This window comes from Pontibacter korlensis (assembly GCF_000973725.1).
Lineage (GTDB): Bacteria > Bacteroidota > Bacteroidia > Cytophagales > Hymenobacteraceae > Pontibacter > Pontibacter korlensis.
On sequence record NZ_CP009621.1, the window covers coordinates 2342897 to 2360790 of the forward strand.

General features: G+C 47.0%; 23 protein-coding genes. 10 read left to right on the forward strand and 13 right to left on the reverse strand.

The window, feature by feature from the left end:
- Positions 1–56: 56 nt before the first annotated feature.
- Positions 57–590 carry a hypothetical protein gene (locus PKOR_RS10190; RefSeq protein WP_046310538.1) on the reverse strand — a complete coding sequence of 178 codons (534 nt, stop codon included), beginning with the start codon at positions 588–590 and terminating at the stop codon, positions 57–59.
- A gap of 240 nt (positions 591–830) precedes the next feature.
- Here PKOR_RS10190 and PKOR_RS10195 point away from each other — a divergent pair, with 240 nt between their 5' ends.
- On the forward strand, positions 831–1565 hold the full coding sequence (locus tag PKOR_RS10195; RefSeq protein ID WP_046310539.1) for a ZIP family metal transporter: 735 nt from the start codon (positions 831–833) through the stop codon (positions 1563–1565).
- Here the strand turns inward: PKOR_RS10195 and PKOR_RS10200 are convergent.
- Positions 1543–2847 (reverse strand): dicarboxylate/amino acid:cation symporter, encoded by a 1305-nt coding sequence (locus tag PKOR_RS10200; protein WP_046310540.1) that lies wholly within the window; start codon positions 2845–2847, stop codon positions 1543–1545. The two genes, PKOR_RS10195 and PKOR_RS10200, sit on opposite strands and share 23 nt — an antisense overlap.
- A gap of 308 nt (positions 2848–3155) precedes the next feature.
- Positions 3156–3614 carry a peptidylprolyl isomerase gene (locus PKOR_RS10205; RefSeq protein ID WP_046310542.1) on the reverse strand — a complete coding sequence of 153 codons (459 nt, stop codon included), beginning with the start codon at positions 3612–3614 and terminating at the stop codon, positions 3156–3158.
- 146 nt (positions 3615–3760) lie between these two features.
- Between PKOR_RS10205 and PKOR_RS10210 the strand changes: the two genes are divergently transcribed.
- Both PKOR_RS10210 and PKOR_RS10215 read left to right on the forward strand, forming a co-directional pair.
- The gene (locus tag PKOR_RS10210) at positions 3761–4435 is read left to right on the forward strand and encodes a fasciclin domain-containing protein (RefSeq protein ID WP_052738800.1); all 675 of its coding nucleotides are present in this window, start codon (positions 3761–3763) and stop codon (positions 4433–4435) included.
- A 190-nt stretch (positions 4436–4625) separates the two neighbouring features.
- Positions 4626–5036, forward strand: a complete 411-nt coding sequence (locus PKOR_RS10215; RefSeq protein WP_046310544.1) for a hypothetical protein — start codon at positions 4626–4628, stop codon at positions 5034–5036.
- Between the two features lie 3 nt (positions 5037–5039).
- Here the strand turns inward: PKOR_RS10215 and rsgA are convergent, their stop codons facing one another.
- Positions 5040–5963: a ribosome small subunit-dependent GTPase A gene (rsgA, locus tag PKOR_RS10220; protein WP_046310545.1), complete on the reverse strand. Its 924-nt coding sequence runs from the start codon at positions 5961–5963 to the stop codon at positions 5040–5042.
- Positions 5964–5968: 5 nt separating this feature from the next.
- Positions 5969–7210 (reverse strand): 3-deoxy-D-manno-octulosonic acid transferase, encoded by a 1242-nt coding sequence (locus PKOR_RS10225; protein ID WP_046310547.1) that lies wholly within the window; start codon positions 7208–7210, stop codon positions 5969–5971.
- Between the two features lie 236 nt (positions 7211–7446).
- On the opposite strand from PKOR_RS10225, the gene PKOR_RS10230 reads away from it, so the two are divergent.
- From PKOR_RS10230 to PKOR_RS10250, 6 genes are all read left to right on the forward strand, one after another.
- Positions 7447–7917 carry a hypothetical protein gene (locus PKOR_RS10230; RefSeq protein WP_046310549.1) on the forward strand — a complete coding sequence of 157 codons (471 nt, stop codon included), beginning with the start codon at positions 7447–7449 and terminating at the stop codon, positions 7915–7917.
- A gap of 23 nt (positions 7918–7940) precedes the next feature.
- Positions 7941–8099 carry a hypothetical protein gene (locus tag PKOR_RS25035; RefSeq protein WP_158453756.1) on the forward strand — a complete coding sequence of 53 codons (159 nt, stop codon included), beginning with the start codon at positions 7941–7943 and terminating at the stop codon, positions 8097–8099.
- Positions 8100–8236: 137 nt separating this feature from the next.
- Positions 8237–8770, forward strand: a complete 534-nt coding sequence (locus PKOR_RS10235; RefSeq protein ID WP_046310551.1) for a GNAT family N-acetyltransferase — start codon at positions 8237–8239, stop codon at positions 8768–8770.
- Between the two features lie 223 nt (positions 8771–8993).
- On the forward strand, positions 8994–9872 hold the full coding sequence (locus PKOR_RS10240) for a dimethylarginine dimethylaminohydrolase family protein (RefSeq protein WP_158453757.1): 879 nt from the start codon (positions 8994–8996) through the stop codon (positions 9870–9872).
- Between the two features lie 89 nt (positions 9873–9961).
- A complete protein-coding gene (locus tag PKOR_RS10245; RefSeq protein ID WP_046310555.1) occupies positions 9962–10444 on the forward strand; it encodes a GNAT family N-acetyltransferase in 483 nt (160 codons plus the stop codon).
- On the forward strand, positions 10441–11067 hold the full coding sequence (locus tag PKOR_RS10250; RefSeq protein WP_046310557.1) for a class I SAM-dependent methyltransferase: 627 nt from the start codon (positions 10441–10443) through the stop codon (positions 11065–11067). The genes PKOR_RS10245 and PKOR_RS10250 overlap by 4 nt, the downstream gene beginning before the upstream one ends.
- A gap of 11 nt (positions 11068–11078) precedes the next feature.
- Here the strand turns inward: PKOR_RS10250 and PKOR_RS10255 are convergent, their stop codons facing one another.
- The 4 genes from PKOR_RS10255 to PKOR_RS10270 all read right to left on the reverse strand — a co-directional run bounded on the left by PKOR_RS10255 (position 11079) and on the right by PKOR_RS10270 (position 14309).
- A complete protein-coding gene (locus PKOR_RS10255; protein ID WP_046310558.1) occupies positions 11079–11600 on the reverse strand; it encodes a hypothetical protein in 522 nt (173 codons plus the stop codon).
- A 137-nt stretch (positions 11601–11737) separates the two neighbouring features.
- Entirely contained in the window at positions 11738–12376 is a 639-nt protein-coding gene (locus PKOR_RS10260; protein ID WP_046310559.1) for a peroxiredoxin, read from the reverse strand.
- A 29-nt stretch (positions 12377–12405) separates the two neighbouring features.
- Positions 12406–12870, reverse strand: a complete 465-nt coding sequence (locus PKOR_RS10265; RefSeq protein ID WP_046310561.1) for a Fur family transcriptional regulator — start codon at positions 12868–12870, stop codon at positions 12406–12408.
- A 164-nt stretch (positions 12871–13034) separates the two neighbouring features.
- Positions 13035–14309, reverse strand: a complete 1275-nt coding sequence (locus PKOR_RS10270; RefSeq protein ID WP_084694756.1) for an aspartate kinase — start codon at positions 14307–14309, stop codon at positions 13035–13037.
- Positions 14310–14391: 82 nt separating this feature from the next.
- Here PKOR_RS10270 and fbp point away from each other — a divergent pair, with 82 nt between their 5' ends.
- Positions 14392–15399, forward strand: a complete 1008-nt coding sequence (gene fbp, locus PKOR_RS10275) for a class 1 fructose-bisphosphatase (protein ID WP_046310563.1) — start codon at positions 14392–14394, stop codon at positions 15397–15399.
- Between the two features lie 198 nt (positions 15400–15597).
- Here fbp and PKOR_RS23450 read toward each other — a convergent pair whose 3' ends face one another.
- From PKOR_RS23450 to yihA, 4 genes are all read right to left on the reverse strand, one after another.
- Complete coding sequence (locus tag PKOR_RS23450; RefSeq protein WP_052738801.1) at positions 15598–15903, reverse strand: hypothetical protein; 306 nt, start codon at positions 15901–15903, stop codon at positions 15598–15600.
- A gap of 123 nt (positions 15904–16026) precedes the next feature.
- The gene (locus PKOR_RS10285; RefSeq protein ID WP_046310564.1) at positions 16027–16488 is read right to left on the reverse strand and encodes a DUF5606 family protein; all 462 of its coding nucleotides are present in this window, start codon (positions 16486–16488) and stop codon (positions 16027–16029) included.
- Positions 16489–16510: 22 nt separating this feature from the next.
- Positions 16511–16918: an energy transducer TonB gene (locus PKOR_RS10290; RefSeq protein WP_046314354.1), complete on the reverse strand. Its 408-nt coding sequence runs from the start codon at positions 16916–16918 to the stop codon at positions 16511–16513.
- Positions 16919–16990: 72 nt separating this feature from the next.
- Positions 16991–17599 carry a ribosome biogenesis GTP-binding protein YihA/YsxC gene (gene yihA / locus PKOR_RS10295; protein ID WP_046310566.1) on the reverse strand — a complete coding sequence of 203 codons (609 nt, stop codon included), beginning with the start codon at positions 17597–17599 and terminating at the stop codon, positions 16991–16993.
- Between the last annotated feature and the right edge of the window lie 295 nt (positions 17600–17894).

Consider the following 17894-nt stretch of genomic DNA (forward strand, 5'->3'; position numbering starts at 1 on the left):
GTAACAGATATCCCACCGACTTATGCTAATCCCCGAAATCCAGGATTTAACATCTATCAAAAACTGTACCCTGCTGAAGCGCCAAACTGCTGAGCCAGAAAGCCTGCGCTGCTAAGTAAAGGAGTCCAGCTGAGCCGAAACATGAAGCCTTCTTCTATGGGTTGAAAGCGGTACCCAAGATTCAGATAGCCATTGGTATTCCACCCGTTCTTTTCTATGAATTCAGGTTTTGTTGGGCTGTAGATATCCGTTTCAGCATAAAAAGGTGCCAAGCCTATACCTGCTTCGAATGAGCTGCGACTTTCGCCAGAAAGGTAGTTTACTCCTGCAGGAAAAGCGACTACACCCATAATCTTGTTCTCAGCGTCATTATTGAAAGTACCTGTAAAGATGCCTCCTATGCCGATACGTAAGCCAAACCCATTATTTGCTCCTTTCTTAAGACGCATATCATAGTTAACTGTGCCATGCAGGCCTTGCCCAAAAGCTTCTACAAAGACTGCCTTTTTGTAGCTATCTGATGCTAATGATTGAGCTTGCACCTGGCAAGTAAGGCCAACAAGCAGAAGTAACAAGAGTCGTGTTTTCATAGAGCTAATCAGTACAAACGAGAAGAAAGTATAGCTATGGGCTAGATGAGGACTAGCACATTTTGATGTATATTCTGGTAGAGCAAAAAGCATAAAGCTACTGAGTTACTTACGCCTGTTGCATATAGCTAAATGAATATAAGCAAGTTGTAGAGGATTAGCAAATAAGATAACCTGCGGGTGCCAGCTCTTCCTGATACCTCCTAAAACATAATATCAGCAAAAACAGTAGCCTTAGGCATGGAAAACTACGTGTCTATTTGGCCGGTGGTAATACTGGCTTTAATACATTTCTTTGGAACAAGGCTGAGGTTTTTAGCAGGTGTGCCGCGCAGTATCTGGTTGTCGGGTGCGGGCGGAGTTTCGGTGGCTTATGTTTTTCTGCACCTGTTCCCGGAGCTCAGTGAGGGGCAGGAGCATGTGGAGCAACTTAACGTGGCCGAAACCTTCCTGAGCCACCATGTGTACCTGGTAGCCCTGATTGGCCTAGCCGTGTTCTATGGGCTGGAGCGGATTGTGGTGGAGCAACGGTATCAGCAGAAGAAAAAAGAGCATGTAGAGCCGCGACATGAGCAGGGTTTTTTCTGGCTGCACATTGGCTCCTTTGCCATCTACAATGCCTTAATAGGCTACATCCTGTTCCAGCGGGAAGAGGAGTCTTTGCAGAACCTGCTGTTGTTTTCGGTGGCCATGGCGCTGCATTTTATAGTGAACGACTTCGGATTGCAGGAGCACCATAAAAATAGCTACCGGCGCTATGGGCGCTGGGTGTTGGTGGCTGCCTTGATAATGGGCTGGGGTATTGGCTTTGTAGTAGAGCTGCCAGAGGCTTTGGTGGCCCTAGTGTTGGCCTTTGTGGGAGGCGGCGTAATTCTGAACGTACTGAAGGAGGAGCTGCCCAAAGAGCGCGAAAGCCGCTACTGGGCCTTCGCGCTCGGGGCAGGTCTATATGCTATTTTATTGTTATCTCTGTAGGCGGGTGTAGCTGCCCCTCAGTGCGTGCCACCATCATCGATACAGTAGCATCGCCGGTTACGTTAACAGTGGTGCGCAGCATATCCAGAATACGGTCTGGAGCAAGTATAAGGGCAATACCCTCTATCGGTATACCTGCCTGTTGCAGCACAATGACCAGCATCACAATACCGGCACCAGGCACCGCTGCAGCTCCAATAGAGGCCAAGGTGGCTGTCATTACTATTCCCAGCTGTGCTGTCAGGCTTAGGTCGATGCCGTAGGCCTGGGCTATAAATACTGCAGCAACAGCTTGGTAAAGGCTGGTGCCGTCCATATTGATCGTGGCACCCAGAGGTAGTACAAAGCTGGTGATCTCTTTATTAATGCCGAGGTTTTTCTCCGCGCACTCCATGGTTACCGGTAGTGTAGCAGCACTGGAAGAAGTAGAGAAAGCCAGCATCTGGGCCGGGAAAATACCTTTCAGGAAGTGCTTGTACTTTGTTTTGCCTACTGTCATGACAAGTACCGGGTAAACAAGTAGTATCATGAACAGCAAGCCGATAGTTACCACAATACAGTAGTAGCCAAGCACCAGCAGTAGTTCTACAGCGGCACCCGGGTCGTTGCCGGCAAACTCTACCACCAAGCCTGCCAGTAGGGCAAATACGCCATAAGGCGCCGCCATCATAATAATATCAACAATCTTAAGTATAGCCAGGTTAAGCCCCTCAAAGAAATCATTAACAGGGGCAGCCTTGTCCGGAGGAATCATGATCAGGGCTATACCGAATAGCAGGGCAAAGAAAATGATTTGCAGCATACTGCCATTGTTGGTCATAGACTTGAAGATATTGTCAGGAACAATATCAACGAGCGGCTGCAGCGGGCCTTGCTGCTCTACAGCGGCAGCGGCCGAAGACCTTTGGGTGGTGGTAGAGGCAAACTGCTCTTTAAATTCTTCCCGTTTCTCAGGAGAGAAAGCCTTTCCGGGCTCAAACACATTTACTAACACAAGACCGAAAAGCACTGCCAGCACCGTTGTACCTAAATAGATGCCTATGGTTTTAGAGCCGATGCGGGAGAGTCTGCTAACATCGCTGAGGCTGGAAACTCCCGTAATTAGCGAGACGAGCACCAGTGGCACAGCAATAAGTTTAAGCAGGTTGATAAAGATGGTGCCGAAGGGGCTGATCCAGTCAAGGGTGAAGTCGACCAGGCCAAGTGAGCTGGCTAACATCCCCCATAGTACGCCTAAGGCCATACCTATCAGGATTTGCCAGTGTAAAGCAAGATTCTTCATACGTAGTAGTAGCAGGCGGCACAACCGCTATAGCAGTATCCGCTTCTCTAACAGTTTTTTTAATGGTGATACAGTGCCTGATACTTAGCGTATAAGGGCAGGCAAAGTTATATTCCCGTGAGGGCGCCAAACGGCTGTTAGGTAAAAATAAGCATAATTAGGCAGGAACAGGAGGTTGTGTGGCAATTATTTAAGTTATAATTGCTATTGTGCAATAGTAATAAACAGGTGAATGGCTAGAAAAGAGAAAAGCCAGCCCTAGCTTTCTAGGTACTGGCTTGATAATTAAGTCAGAAGATAGGTAAGGATTACTCCTCGTTCACTACAATCTTCTCGATGCGGTCGTTAGCCCGGATCTGATCAATTACGTCTACACCTTCCACCACTTTACCGAATACAGTGTGGTTGCGGTCCAGGTGAGCAGTGTTATTGCGGCTATGGCAAATAAAGAACTGCGAGCCACCAGTGTTACGGCCAGCGTGAGCCATGCTCAACACGCCACGATCATGGTATTGGTTCTCACCAGTCAGTTCGCAATCAATCTTGTAGCCTGGGCCACCTGTGCCAGGTACACCTTTAGCGCCCTCACGGGTGTTAGGGCAGCCACCCTGAATCACGAAGTCAGGAATAACACGGTGAAAAGTAAGGCCATCGTAGAAGCCATCTTTAGCCAGCTTCACAAAGTTATTAACAGTATTAGGAGCGTCCTTCTCATAGAATTCAACTTTCATTACTCCTTTGGCAGTATGGATTTCTGCAGTTTTCATGTACAGTTCTGATTTAGCTTAAACATTGATACAGATAACAAAAGTACGCAATTTATAGTTTAAGAGAGCTATAAGCCAAGCTTAACTCAGTAGTAGGGGTGGCACTGGCTTAAGTAATTTTACATGCACAAGTAAACCCACATACTATGAAAACAATAAAAGTAATGGCATATGCCTTAGCCATTTGCTGTAGCACAGCGCTAGCAAGCTGTGGCACAAATGAAGAGAATGCGAATAACGAGGCCCAAAGAGAAGCAGGTACCAACTTACGTGAGGAGCCTGGCTCTCGTGGAACAAACCAGAACACCCCTGGTAAGCAGGCCAGGGAAGGAGAGCTAGGAAACGATCCAGTAGATGCCTCCATGACAGGATCCCGCATAGGTGGAAACGTGATGGTGCCTTCTAAAAATATAGTAGAAAACATCAACGCTAACGAGAAGCTACAAGTACTTGCCGCGGCTGTGAACCAGGCAGAGATGGTAAAAACACTGAATGGAAGCGGTCCTTATACTGTTTTTGCACCTCAAAGCGAAGCATTTAAGCAGATGCAAAACGGCGGGATTGAAAAAATGGTAGAGGGCGGTAATAGCCAGCAACTGACCTCGTTGCTGCAAAACCATGTAGTGGCCGGTAAACTTACAGCCGCCGATTTAACAGATGGTGCTACGCTGAAAACATTGGGTGGGCAGCAGCTAAGCGTTACGAAGAAAGGTAACGATATATTGGTGAACGGTGCAAAAGTGGTGGAAGCCGATGGTATGAGCACTAACGGGGTGATACATGTGGTAGAAAAGGTGCTGGTAAAGCAGCAGGCACAGTAAGCTGATTTCAGAAGATAAGATCAGGAAGGGCAGGTATCAGAAAATACCTGCCCTTCCTTGCTTTGGTTTAGATAGCTTATCAAGTTCAGTGTCTGTTTAATTCAGAAAGGATTTGTGGCGTCGGTTAAACTTCTTTATACAATAATGTATAGTTTTACAGCATAAACTAATCTGAGAATTAAGACAGTACATGAAGTTACACAGCGATGGCCTATGTGAGTTGGAGTATGATGCCGCTACAGATATACTTACTGCCCGATGGCTCCAAAGCAAAACGTCCACACTAGCCGAACTAAGTTATACGATGCAGGTCTTGCTAGATACCATTCGCAACTATGACATAAAGCGGCTACTAATTGATGCACACGAGGATGTGGAAGGGGTTTCGGATGTTGAGTACGTAGACTTGAATGTAGAATTTGCGAAAAAGCTTGTTCAGACACGCCTGCAGAAGATTGCCCGCTTAGGTAATCCAAACCACAACCGTGAGAATTTTATAGAAGCGCTGGCGGAGGACTTACTGGCACAGCCTACCACCTTGGTCGCGTTTCAGAACTTTACTGACGAAAGAAGCGCCATACAGTGGCTGCTGCATGACTAAACTTTACTTGCGGTTATCCTGCCCGTGCAGCATGCTTAAATAGCTTTCGTAGCGGGTAAGGGAGATCTCGTTGTGGCGCACAGCCTCTATCACGGCGCATCCGGGCTCATTAAAGTGGGTGCAGTTGTTAAAGCGGCACTGGTTCAGGCGCTCACGCATCTCTGGGAAGAAGTGGCTCAGCTCCGCCGCCGGAATATCCACAATACCCAATTCCTTTATACCCGGCGTGTCGATAACGAAGGTCTCCGGGTCAATCTCGAACATCTCCGCAAACGTTGTGGTGTGTACGCCTTTATCAGAAAAATATGATATTTCGGAGGTTTTCAGCTCCAGGTCAGGCACGATGAGGTTGATGAGCGATGACTTGCCTACACCCGAGTGGCCTGAGAGAAGCGTGGTCTTTCCATGTAAGATAGCCTTTATGTCGTCTATGCCTTTGTTGTTTGCAGCAGACACTGCTAAGCTTGGGTAACCGATTTGGGCGTACATGTGGCTGATCTGGCGCTGGTAGTTCTTTATATCCTCATCGTACAGATCTATTTTGTTGAAGATAAGCGTGGCCGGAATATCGTAGGCCTCAGCAGTTACCAGGAAACGATCTATAAAGCCAAAGGAGGTACGTGGTGATACTAGCGTGACGATGAGCAGAGCCAGGTCTACGTTGGCGGCAATGATGTGGGAGTAAGCAGTTTTATGCGTGCTCTGTCGGATGATGTAGTTCTCGCGCTCCTCAATTGTATGGATAACAGCAGTGTCCTCGCCAGTTGTCTCCACCTCAAACTCCACGCGGTCGCCTACGGCCAGCGGGTTACTAACCTTTAGCCCTTTTATCTTGAACTTGCCACGCAGGCGTGCCCGGTGCAATTTGCCCTCCTCGTCGCGCACCAGGTACCACGATCCCGTCGATTTTACTACTACTCCTTTCATGCAGTTTATTTCAGCAGTTGCTTTACATCGGCCATGATGGTTGCCGTAGCGCCAGCTTGCTCTTGTACGTATTGTTTTTCTTTGTGAGTTATACTTTGCCGCAGCCCTTGTGTTTCGTGCACACGCCCGAAAGCCTGCAGCAGTTCCTCCGCGTTTTGCACCGAGAATGCACAGCCCAGCGCTACCAGGTCCTTCGCCTCCTGAAACTTTTCAAACTTTGGCCCGAAGAACAGCGGCAGCCCAAACACTGCGGCTTCTAGTGTATTGTGCAGTCCTTTGCCAAAGGCTCCGCCAATATAGGCGTAGGTGCCGTAGCTGTAGAGCGAGGAGAGCATGCCAATGTTGTCAACCACCAGCACCTTATACCTGGCTGCGTCTGCCTCAGAGGTCTGGGAGAAACGCACGGCCCCTTCGCCTAAGGCCTGCATCACCGTATTTATACTTGCCTCGTTTACTTCGTGCGGCGCGATGATAAATTTTATACTTGGTGTATACTTCCGGGTCAGCGGCAGCAGTACTTCTATATCCGCAGGCCAACTGCTGCCTACCATAAACACCTCTTGCCCGGCAGCAAAAGCCTCTATCAAAGGTATGGTTTTAACAGATGCGGCTGTCTGCAGTACTCTGTCAAACCGCGTGTCGCCGGCTATACTTGCGTTGCTTATATTTATACTTTGCAGCAGCTCCAGTGAGGTTTTGTTCTGGGTATAGATGTGCGTGAAGCGGCGCAGGATACCACGGTAAAAGTCGCCATAGCCTTTAAAGAAAACCTGCTCCTGCCGGAAAATAGCAGAGATGGAAAGTACAGGTATACTTCTGCGCTGCAGCTCCTGCAGGTAAAAATGCCAGAACTCATACTTCACGAACACAGCCAGCTTAGGCTTAGTGATGTCCAGAAAGCGTTTGGCGTTGCTGGCGCTATCTAGGGGCAGGTAGAAAATGTAGTCGGCTCCCGCGTAGTTTTTGCGTACCTCGTAGCCGGAAGGGGAGAAGAAGGTGAGCAGCACTTTATACTCCGGAAACGCCTCCCGGAACGCCTCGATCACCGGTCGCCCCTGCTCAAACTCGCCCAGTGAGGCACAGTGGAACCACACCAGTGGCGCCTGGTTCTGCTGCAAAGCCTGTTGCAGCTTCTGGAACTGCCCCTTACGCCCTTGCTGCATCAGCTTCGCTTTTTGGTTGAAAGGAGCTGCCAGGGCAATGACTGTACTATAAGCCTTCAGGCCAATGTCGTAGAGTAACTTCAAATTTATACTTCTTACAAAGAACTCACAGTGTCCGAAGGTCCTGCGAGCGTCTGGTTTTGCTGCAAATATAGCGCTTTACGGAGGGATAGTTGGTAAGGGTGGTGTACTTTGTGGGTTGGGAGGCTCTGTATACTTGGTGAGTTACTGTTATCTGCTATATTTGGTAGGGTAAGCGTAGGTTTACGTTGAGCTAATAGTTAGGCAATACTAAAAGTATAAAATTCCAAAAAGCTACTTTGTTCTACCTTGTTATACTTCTACTAATAGGTTGTTCCGAAGGTGAGAAGGGTATAGAAAGTGAGCCTGAGCAGGTTTATGTCTCTGAAGAAGAGAAGCTTCTCAATGATGTCTTTCTTAGTGTTGTTGGAACCGACTTGTACTACAAAATATCCGATAAAGAAATGGATGTAGTCTACGAGATAGCAAGCAAAGAAGGGGAAGACAAAGCACGGGCTTATTACGAAAAGCATCGGAAAGAAGACCCAACACAGCTGGTTGTCTTCACAAGAGATGAATTTTGGAATATGCATTACCCACTAAATAGCAGGAACATAATACCTGACAGACTTCAACTCATAAAGCATATCCTGATAGAGAACAACTTTGACCCTACTACACAAATACTGGAAAAACTCTCACAGCCCTTGGAACTTAGCTCTGTCAATCTAATCCGAACGGGCCGTTGTCAGGGAGCAGGATCTGGATAAGGTTAAAGGAGAATACAAGAAGTATGGCAGCTTCAACATCCAAGGTTTATATAGATAAGGCTAAAGAAAGGGCGGTCTTCGTCTATGAAAGGAACTGTATGGATGGGTTTAAGTGTGGCGAAGGAAACCTTGTTATCTTAGAAAATGGTAAAGACGGGGTGGCGAGTTTCAAAACAGTTTAATCTGTATGTATCATAGAAAAACAATAAGAAAAGAATAGCATTGCCTACCCCTATACATAAGCCAAGCAGCGGCTACGCCTCGCTCGCTTTATGTACCAATTGGTAGGCACCCTTCAAGCGAAACACTTCAAGAAAGAATGGTAAACATCAACATAACAAGAGTAACACCAGCCGACATTGACCAACTGCAGAAGATTGGCAGGCAAACATTCTCCGAAACGTTTTCAGCAGGAAACACAGAGAAGAATATGGCAAAGTACTTGGATGAGGGCTTTTCAATAGAGAAACTGACGACCGAACTCAACAACCAAAGCTCAGAGTTCTATTTTGCGACCTTTGGCGATGAGATAGTTGGTTACTTAAAGCTAAACTTCGGACAGTCTCAAACAGAGCTAAAAGACAACAAAGCCCTTGAAATTGAAAGGATTTACGTGGTAAAAGATTTCCACGGGAAAGGCGTAGGGCAGCTGCTCTATGAAAAGGCCATAAAAATTGCAAGGCAGGTAGATGCCGATTACGTTTGGTTGGGTGTTTGGGAAGAAAACCCAAGGGCCATAAATTTTTACAAGAAAAACGGGTTCGTAGAATTTGACAGGCACATCTTCAGGTTAGGCGACGATGAGCAGATAGATATCATGATGAAGCTGCAACTGGACAGCAAGCAAGTATAAAGGGGCACCACTCAAAATATGGTTGAGTAGCTAAAGTTGGACCTTATGTAGTTTAAGCTAATCGTCCCGACGCTCGCATTGCGCTTATACTTGCTTTTGTCCCAGTATCTTTTCAACTTTCTGAACAAATAAACCTGCCAGGTTTTCTGATGTGCTAATTATAACAAATCCAATTATAGGCCTTATTTTTGCAGTGCGGAAAGCACCCTTAGATAGTATAGAATTGATTAAGACCATAAAGCAGTACAGCGAGACCCATACGCTGCAGAAAGTAATTATTGGCAGGTACGAGAACTACAGCGAGGCGCCGGCTTATGTGGAGCTGGTGAACGAGGATCAGAAGAACGGACTGCCGCAAAAGGAGCAGCTGAAGGAGGAGTTCGATACGTTCAGGCAAGTGCTGACGGAGGCAGGCGTGGAGGTGCTGGTGCCGGATTACGTGGGCAAATTTGTCTACGACCAGCTCACGCCGCGCGACCTGGGCATGGTGATCGGGGAGAAGTTCCTGCTCTGCAACATGGTGAAGAAAAGCCGCCGCTACGAAAGTGCTGGTATTTTCCGCTACCTGCACGACATCCCCGGCCACGAGGCCAACATTATTATCCCCGACTCGCCTACTTGTTTTATAGAGGGTGGCGATATACTGGTAGATAAAGGAAACATCTTCGTGGCTGTATCGCAGCGCACGAACCAAGAGGGTGTGGCTTTCCTGGAGGAGCAGTTTGGCAGTGAGTTTAACGTGGTGCCGGTAGAGGCGCGAACCTTGGCAGAAGGCGAGAACGTGCTGCACCTAGACTGCATGTTTAACCCGGTAGGAGGCAGGGCAGCCCTTATTTATGAAGAAGGCTTTAAGCAGGTCCCACGCGAGATTCTCGATAACTACGACCTGATCAGGGTGAACAAGGAGCAGCAGCGGGAGCTGGCCACTAACATACTTTCGCTGTCGCAGGACCGGATCATCAGCCGCGACCATTCGCTGTGCAAACCAATCAACGAGGAAATTAGGAAGGCTGGAATAGACGTTGTAGAGATAAAGTTTGATGCCGCTCCTGCCACTGGAGGCTCCTTCAGGTGCTGTAGTCTGCCCTTAAGAAGAGGCTAGCAAGAGTAAATGCATAAAAATTGGGATCAGTGGAATATTAAACAAAGGCTATTTTTAATTAGCTTAAGGCTTCAAAGTATAAGAACCTTATGCCCCTCAACATTCGTCCTATTCAAGCATCCGACAACGAGCCGCTGGCAACGCTGATCCGGCAGGTTTTCCGGGAGTTCAAGATCGATAAACCCGGTACGGTGTATACCGACCCTACCACTGATGCTTTGTATCAGCTGTTCCAGCACCCTGGCAGCACCTATTTTGTTGCAGAAGAGAATGGTGTAATAGTAGGCGGCTGCGGCGTTTATCCGACAGAAGGTTTGCCGGAGGGATGTGCCGAGCTGGTAAAGTTTTACCTTGCTGCCAATGCCCGAGGCAAGGGTATCGGAAATAAACTGTTGCAGCAAAGTATAGAAGCAGCCAAGACGCTTGGCTATAAGCAGTTATACTTAGAGTCGTTTCCTGAACTGGCAAGAGCCGTATCAATGTATGAAAAAGCAGGCTTCAGGCCTTTGCCACATGCACTCGGTAACTCTGGCCACTATGCCTGTAATATCTGGATGTTGAAAGAGCTATGAGCATACAACAAGCCTATAACAGTTGGGCCCCACAGTACGACACCAACAAGAACAGAACCCGCGACTTAGAGGCCGTGGCCCTGCGCACCACGCTGGCAAGTATAAATTTTGAGACTTGCCTCGAGGTTGGCTGCGGCACAGGTAAGAACACCGAGTGGCTGGTACGGAAGGCAATGCATGTTACTGCCGTAGACCTTTCGGAGGAGATGCTGGAGCGGGCAAGGAAGAAGGTAAGCTCAAACAAGGCCGAGTTTGTGCAGGCTGATATTACCCAGGTCTGGAGCTTTGCAACGCAGCCTTACGACCTGGTAAGCTTTAGCCTGGTGCTGGAGCACATCTCAGATCTGGATCATACTTTTAAGCAGGTGGCTGCGGTGCTAAACCACGGCGGGCACGTCTACATTGGTGAGTTGCACCCTTTTAAGCAGTATACCGGAACCAAAGCCCGTTTCGATACCGAGGAGGGGAGGCAGGAGGTGGAGTGCTATACCCACCACGTGTCAGACTTCGTGCAGGCAGCAAAGCGGTACGGCCTAAGTTTGGTAGACCTGAACGAATACTTCGACGAAAATGACCGGACAACTATACCGCGCATCCTAACCATGCTTTTGCAGAAGGTGTAGCTTTGCTCGAATTACTGCTTCTTTAAGCTATACCCAATACCGGCTCCTATCCATGGCAGAATAGGTATAAAAGAATTCGTAATCAGGATAGGTTGTGTGTTGATGTGAAAGAACAGCCCCTCTCCATCCTCCGGATAATGCTTAAAGCCAAGGTACAGGGTGAAGGGAACAATCATAGATTCATATTCCGAGTCCATGCAGCCGTAACACTCCTCAACCCTGGTGTCGAAGTAATCTCTTGTAGAGAGAAAACCGGCCAAACCAAGCTCAAACTTGTTGTTGCTGCGGCCCAAGTTTGCACCAACGAACAAAGGTAGCGAAGGGTGCCATTCAGCATCCTGGCCATATGCAGTGCCTATACCTGCTCCATAGTGCAGGCTCAGTTTTTTATCAGCGTTAGGATTTCGCTCATACAGTACAGCGGGGCCCACTATGTTCTTACCCAACAGCTCTAAATTAATGGTATGCCTGGTCTGAGCCCTAGCATGTAGTGTGGCACAGCAGAAGGTGAGCAACAGGAGCACATTTTTCATACATCAAGATTATAAATTATTCATGTATAAAAAATAGTGAATTATCAGGTAAACGATTTGATAACAACAACTTATAATAACAAAAACGCCCCTGCATTTGCAGGGGCGTTTTTGTTATATGCTTAAGAAGTAACTTCTTAGTGAGCTGCGTTTTTAGAAAGGTAGTTAGATACACCTTCTTTAGTAGCTTGCATACCTTCCTGACCTTCTGACCAGTTAGCTGGGCAAACCTCGCCTTTCTCCTCGAAATACTGCAGAGCATCTACCATACGTAGTGCTTCGTCGATAGAGCGGCCAAGTGGCAGGTCGTTCACTACTTGGTGACGAACAACACCTTCTTTGTCGATCAGGAACAGACCACGGTAAGCAACAGGCTCACCTACAAAAGTAACTTCACCTTCTTCGTTATACTCATAGTGACCAGCCAGAACGTCGTAGTTCTGTGCAATAGTTTTTGCAGCGTCAGCTACAAGTGGGTAGTTTACGCCTTCGATACCACCCTGCTCACGCGGAGTGTTCAACCATGCGAAGTGAGAGAAGTGCGTGTCAGTAGAGCAACCTACTACAGCTACACCTTTGCGCTCAAACTCTTCCATTCTGTCTTGGAAAGCGATGATCTCAGTTGGGCACACAAAAGTGAAGTCCATTGGGTAAAAATAGAAAATTACGTGCTTCTTGCCAATGTACTGCTCTAATGAAAAGTCTTCTACAAACTCACCGTTTTCAACGGCCATTGTCTTGAACGAAGGTGCTTTTTTACCTACTAATACTGCCATTTGTTATTGGTTTTTGGTTTTTAATAAATCTATTTTGAAACTCGTGTGATGCTTATTTGTTTTTCGGGATCCACCTTATTACCTGAGAGCTGTACCGAGAATCCTTTGATATCGAAGTTCTCCAGGTTTCTCTTACTGAAGAACTCTATCAACAACTGGTCAAGCTCCGGGTCCTCGAAGTCAACTATCTCCTTAGTTTTACTGCAATAGATGTGGCTATGCACTAAAGTATTCCCGTCATAGCGCTTGCTGCCCTCCTCTGAAAGCACGCGCCGGATCAAGCCTGTTTCGGCAAAAGTGTCCAGCGTTTTGTAAACTGTACCCAGCGAAATCGTGGGGTTAGCTGGCTTTAGGTGCTGATACACATCTTCAGCAGTGGGGTGGTGCCCGTGTAATGCTGCTACCGCTTCGAACACAACAATGCGCTGGTGCGTGGCCTTAAGGCCGCACGTTAACAGGCGCTGTCGTAATTCGTCTCGGGTCAGGTTTTGCATATTCTAGTTAAGAATGATTCTTATTTAGGAATAGTTCCTGCAAAGGTAAGGCATAACTAGAAACATCAAAAGTTACGGAGTTAAAAAATCGTTAAATGATCTATCCTATCCTGAACTCCAACTTGCACTTCTCTACAAAAAGCGTCCTACTAGTATAGGCGAAGCTAGCGGCTCACAATCTGAAAGGTAGTGCGTGTGCGCTGTTCTAACAGGATTTGCTTTCCTTCAATAATGCGGCTTATACTTGCTGCATCGTAGTTTTTGACGGTATACAGCTTAAGATCAGTGTTGTAGTGTATCACAAACTGATCTTGCAGCGTCTGGATAAGGCGATGCAGGCGGTCTTCGTTATAATCGGTGCAGATAGAAAAGGAGATAGCAGAGTTCTGCATCAGGTTGATCTTTATCCGCAGCTCCGACAGTGCATTAAAGATGGTGCCCAGGTTTTTCTCCGAGATAAAAGTAAAGTCCTTTACCCCGAAGGATAGCAGGCATTGCTTCTCTTTGATGATATAAGCAGGTGCAATTACCTCAAAGCGGCAGTCGCAAATCCTAGAGCCTTCTCCCTCTGGGTTGATAAAAGACTTGACGTAAAGCGGGATGCGCTTGTTAGCGAGTGGCTTTATGGTTTTAGGATGGATAACGGAGGCACCATAATAAGCCATCTCCACGGTCTCCTGGTATGAAATCTCTGGGTAGCGTACGGTGTCAGGAAAATGCTTCGGATCGGCGTTCAACAGCCCATCCACATCTTTCCAGATATACATACTTCCGGCATCGAGGCAGTAGGCAAAAATGGCGGCACTAAAGTCGGAGCCTTCGCGGCCCAAAGTAGTGGTAAGGCCGTTGTTTGTGCCCCCCAAGAAGCCCTGCGTTACCACCAGCCCTTCCTGCAGTAACGCTGGCACATCGCGCCTGATCAAGCGTTCGCTCCAGGCCCAATCTACCTTGGCTTCACGCCAGTTGGTATCTGTTTGGATATACTTCCTGCTGTCTACCAGTGTGTTATAAACGTCTTGTTCTGTTAGGAAATAATGCAAAATGGAAGACGAAAAAAGTTCGCCAAAACTCACCGTTTGGTCGTATACCTTATCAAAATTATCATTTTGGGTAATCCCAGACAGCTGTGTGTACAGCAGTTCGAAAAGTTGCTCCAGCCTTTGTGTGGCTGGGTGTTCCTGTTGTGGTATCAGCTCATACAGTATTTGCAGGTGATAATGCTTTAGCTGCTGGAAGTCAGCGTCAAAGTGCTGCTGGTGGTAGGCCTGTCCGAGTAGAGCTTCCAAGGCGTTAGTGGTTTTGCCCATTGCCGACACCACCAGCAGGAGCTGGCGCTCACCACCTTTCGTCTTAACGATGTGTGCAAGGTTGCGGAAAGACTCGGCGCTTTTAACGGAGGCGCCCCCGAACTTGAATATTTTAATCCTGTCTGAACTCATAAACTGTAAAGCTAGGTCTTATCTAAATATTGCCTAGTTATAATATTTTCGTATATTAAACTATATAGTTAAATTTTGATTTATGAACGACAAACTCGGACTGCCTGTAGGCACTACGCTAGACAGGTTTATCATGAGAAAGCAGGAGGACTTCCCTTATGCCACAGGGGAGCTGTCTCAGCTACTGCGCGACATAGCGCTTGCGGCCAAAATCGTAAACCGCGAAATAAACCGTGCAGGTCTGCTGGATGTAACCGGCGCCTATGGTCAGCAGAACGTGCAAGGCGAGGACCAGCAAAAGCTGGACGTTATTGCCAACATCCGCTTTATACGGGCCTTGCGCAATGGGGGAGAGGTTTGTACCATTGTTTCGGAGGAAGAAGACGGCGTAATCCAGACGGGCAACACCAAGGGCAAGTACATTGTAGCTATTGACCCTCTGGATGGCTCTTCCAATATCGATGTGAACGTGTCGATTGGTACCATCTTCTCTATCTACCGCCGCCTGTCTGACCAAGGCTGTGATGGCACCATGGAAGACTGCCTGCAAAGCGGTGTAAGACAGGTAGGAGCAGGCTATGTGATTTATGGCTCTTCTACCATGCTGGTTTACACAACAGGTAATGGCGTAAACGGCTTTACCTACGACATGACGCTAGGCGAATTCTTCCTCTCTCACCCAAACATCTGCACTCCTAAAACAGGCTCTATCTACTCAATTAATGAGGGTAGTTTTAACTCGTTTCCGGATGGTGTGAAGCAGTATGTTAACTACTGCAAAGAAAACAATTACTCTGCCCGTTACATTGGCTCACTGGTGGCAGATTTTCACCGTAACCTGCTGAAGGGTGGTATTTACATGTATCCACCAACAGCTAAATCACCTAACGGAAAGCTGCGCCTGATGTATGAATGTAATGCCCTAGCCTTTATTGTAGAACAGGCAGGCGGTAAGGCCACTAACGGTTCTCAGCGCATTATGGAGCTGGTGCCAACAGAATTACATCAGCGTTGCCCACTATTCATCGGTTCTACCGAGATGGTGAATAAAGTAGAAGAGTATCTAAAAGCAGAAGTAGAAGTACACTAAGCACAAGCTCACAAATTTGGAATTGAACTAGAAACAAGATTACAAAGGCAGAAAGCATATCTAGACTTTCTGCCTTTTTTATGCTGTTACTTACATCCTCCCTAGCTCTTGCAGTATACTTTAGTAGCAGGCTAAAGTCTTGTGGTGTGAGTATACTTTAGGATTCGAAAGTAGGTATGCTGAGCTGAAGGTATAGCATCAGCCACTGTAGCGTAGCCGAATCTCTGTTTTCTGTATCTCTCTTTTAAGTATGAGCCGGGCAATACGAAGGGCTATAATTTCCTCATCGGCATCTATCATGGCTTCTTTTACCTTGCGCTCATCTACATCGATGCGGTAGAGAATGTGCAGCAGACGGTTAAAATCGTGCCGGAGCAGCTGCTGAACAATATGCGCAAGCTTAAACTCCAGGGCCTCCAAATCTGAAGATGGCAGGTTATCTACTTCAAATATCCGCTGCAGGTGATTTGTTGTACCTGAAAGTATGGCTGGTGAGTAAGGCATAAGGGTAAAAGAAGATTGCTTTTACAGGCTATGCTGTAAGTATAAGGCAACGTAAATGTACATCAAAAGTTGATGCGGTGTGGCTGCAAACAAAAAGCCCTCCGCAGGGGGAGGGCTTTTTGTTTAAGCTTCATTCTCTGACTCTTTCTCAGAGTCTTTGCCTTCTGCCTCTGATTCGGACTTGCCGGCTTCTGAAAAACCAACGTACTTTTTCACGATAGAATACCAGTTAACCAGCTTCTTCATGTCTGATACATACACACGGTCTTCGTCGTAGTTAGGCAACACGTCTGAAATAAAGTTTTTGTAGTCCTCGTTGTCTGGCTTATCTCCCAAAGGAAGATCCTCACCATACTTTTCGTTGATGCGGTCAAAAACCTCGGCTAGCGGCACAGTGCCTTCTTCATCTGTAGTATAAATCGAGATCTCGTCAAGCAGGGACATACGGTGGCGTGCTTGTGCTACCATTGTCTTTGGGCTCTCCTCCAGGCTCTCCATAATTACACCAGTGCGTGTTGGTTTTACTACACGAAAAAGGCCGCTCTGGCCAGAAACTGCTGCAATTTGTCTTAAATCAATAGGCATAGTAAGGTATGTCTGTTTTTATTTATAATCTAAACATAATCGGGATACTGGCATCCACCCCAAAGCCTGGAGAGTTAAACTTAAGTAGCTTGGCTACCCGTAAAGCTTCCTCGCCGGTGCCTGCACCAGCAGTGCGCAACACCTTAAAGTTTGATGTTGACCCATCAGGGTTTATAGTGAAGCTAACAATGCACTCACCTTGCACACGGTTGCGCTTGGCCAGCTGCGGATAGCTCAGCTCCTCATAGATGGCTTTATACATAGCCTCCTGGCCTCCTTCGTAGTAAGAAGCTACCGGGATGACTTTGCTAGGCGTCCAGTAACTTTCTTCAGTTTTGGCTTGGGCTGCTTTCGTATCGTTGCTTTGGGCATTTGCCGTTATCGCCGCAAAGGCAAATAAAATAAAGAAAAATGGAATTCTAATTCTCATAAAGGTAAACATTTAAAATTTCCTACATTCACGGGTATCAACTGCACTTTTCAAATGTGTCCCTCTGTCCGGTTAAGACTGATTCTGCATCTGTGCGTTCACCTCTTCTATAAAGTTAAGGATCTCGTCGCGGCCAATCTGCTTTTCTGAGGATGTCCGGAACATTTGAGGCAGCTCTTCCCATGTTTCACGCAGTTTACGCTTCCAGGCGGCTATGGTTGAGTCAGTTTTTATAGCCGATTGTTTGTCCAGCTTTGTAAATACAAGTACAAAAGGCACCCCCATGGTTCCAAGGTAATTGATAAAATCAAGGTCCTGTTTCATGGGGTCATGCCGGCTATCTATCAATACAAAAACGCAGGTAAGGTTTTCGCGCTTTTGCAGGTAAAAGTTAATCATGCGGCGCCACTCATCGCGGGAGCTTTTGCTAACTTTTGCGTAGCCGTACCCCGGAAGGTCAACCAGGTACCACTCATCATTAATGAGGAAGTGGTTAATGAGCTGTGTTTTGCCTGGCTGTGCCGAGGTTTTAGCCAGTTTTTTTTGCTCTGTCAGCATATTGATGAGCGAGGACTTGCCTACGTTAGAGCGCCCGATAAAGGCATACTCAGGCCTGTTAGGTGCAGGGCATGCCTCCACCTTGGTATTGCTCATCAAAAATTTTGCTTCCTTTATAACCATGCTTCTTTGCTATTTGTGGTTTTGTGCTTGTTTAGTCTCCGCTTATATTTTACGGAAGAGATATACTTGGTGCCGTCTCTTTACCAGATTGCTTTTACTAGAACCTCAAAGGTAGCAAATTAATTCTGCCCCATAGTAGAAGGGGTACCTGAACCACTTATCAACAGAACGAACAAAATGGTATAACATTATCTAGCATAGAGGCACCTCGGGAGGAGAGGCAGTCTTTTTTTCAGCAAGAGCTAATTCAGCATCAAGGAAAAATATCGCTTGTTAATATAATATATTGTATATA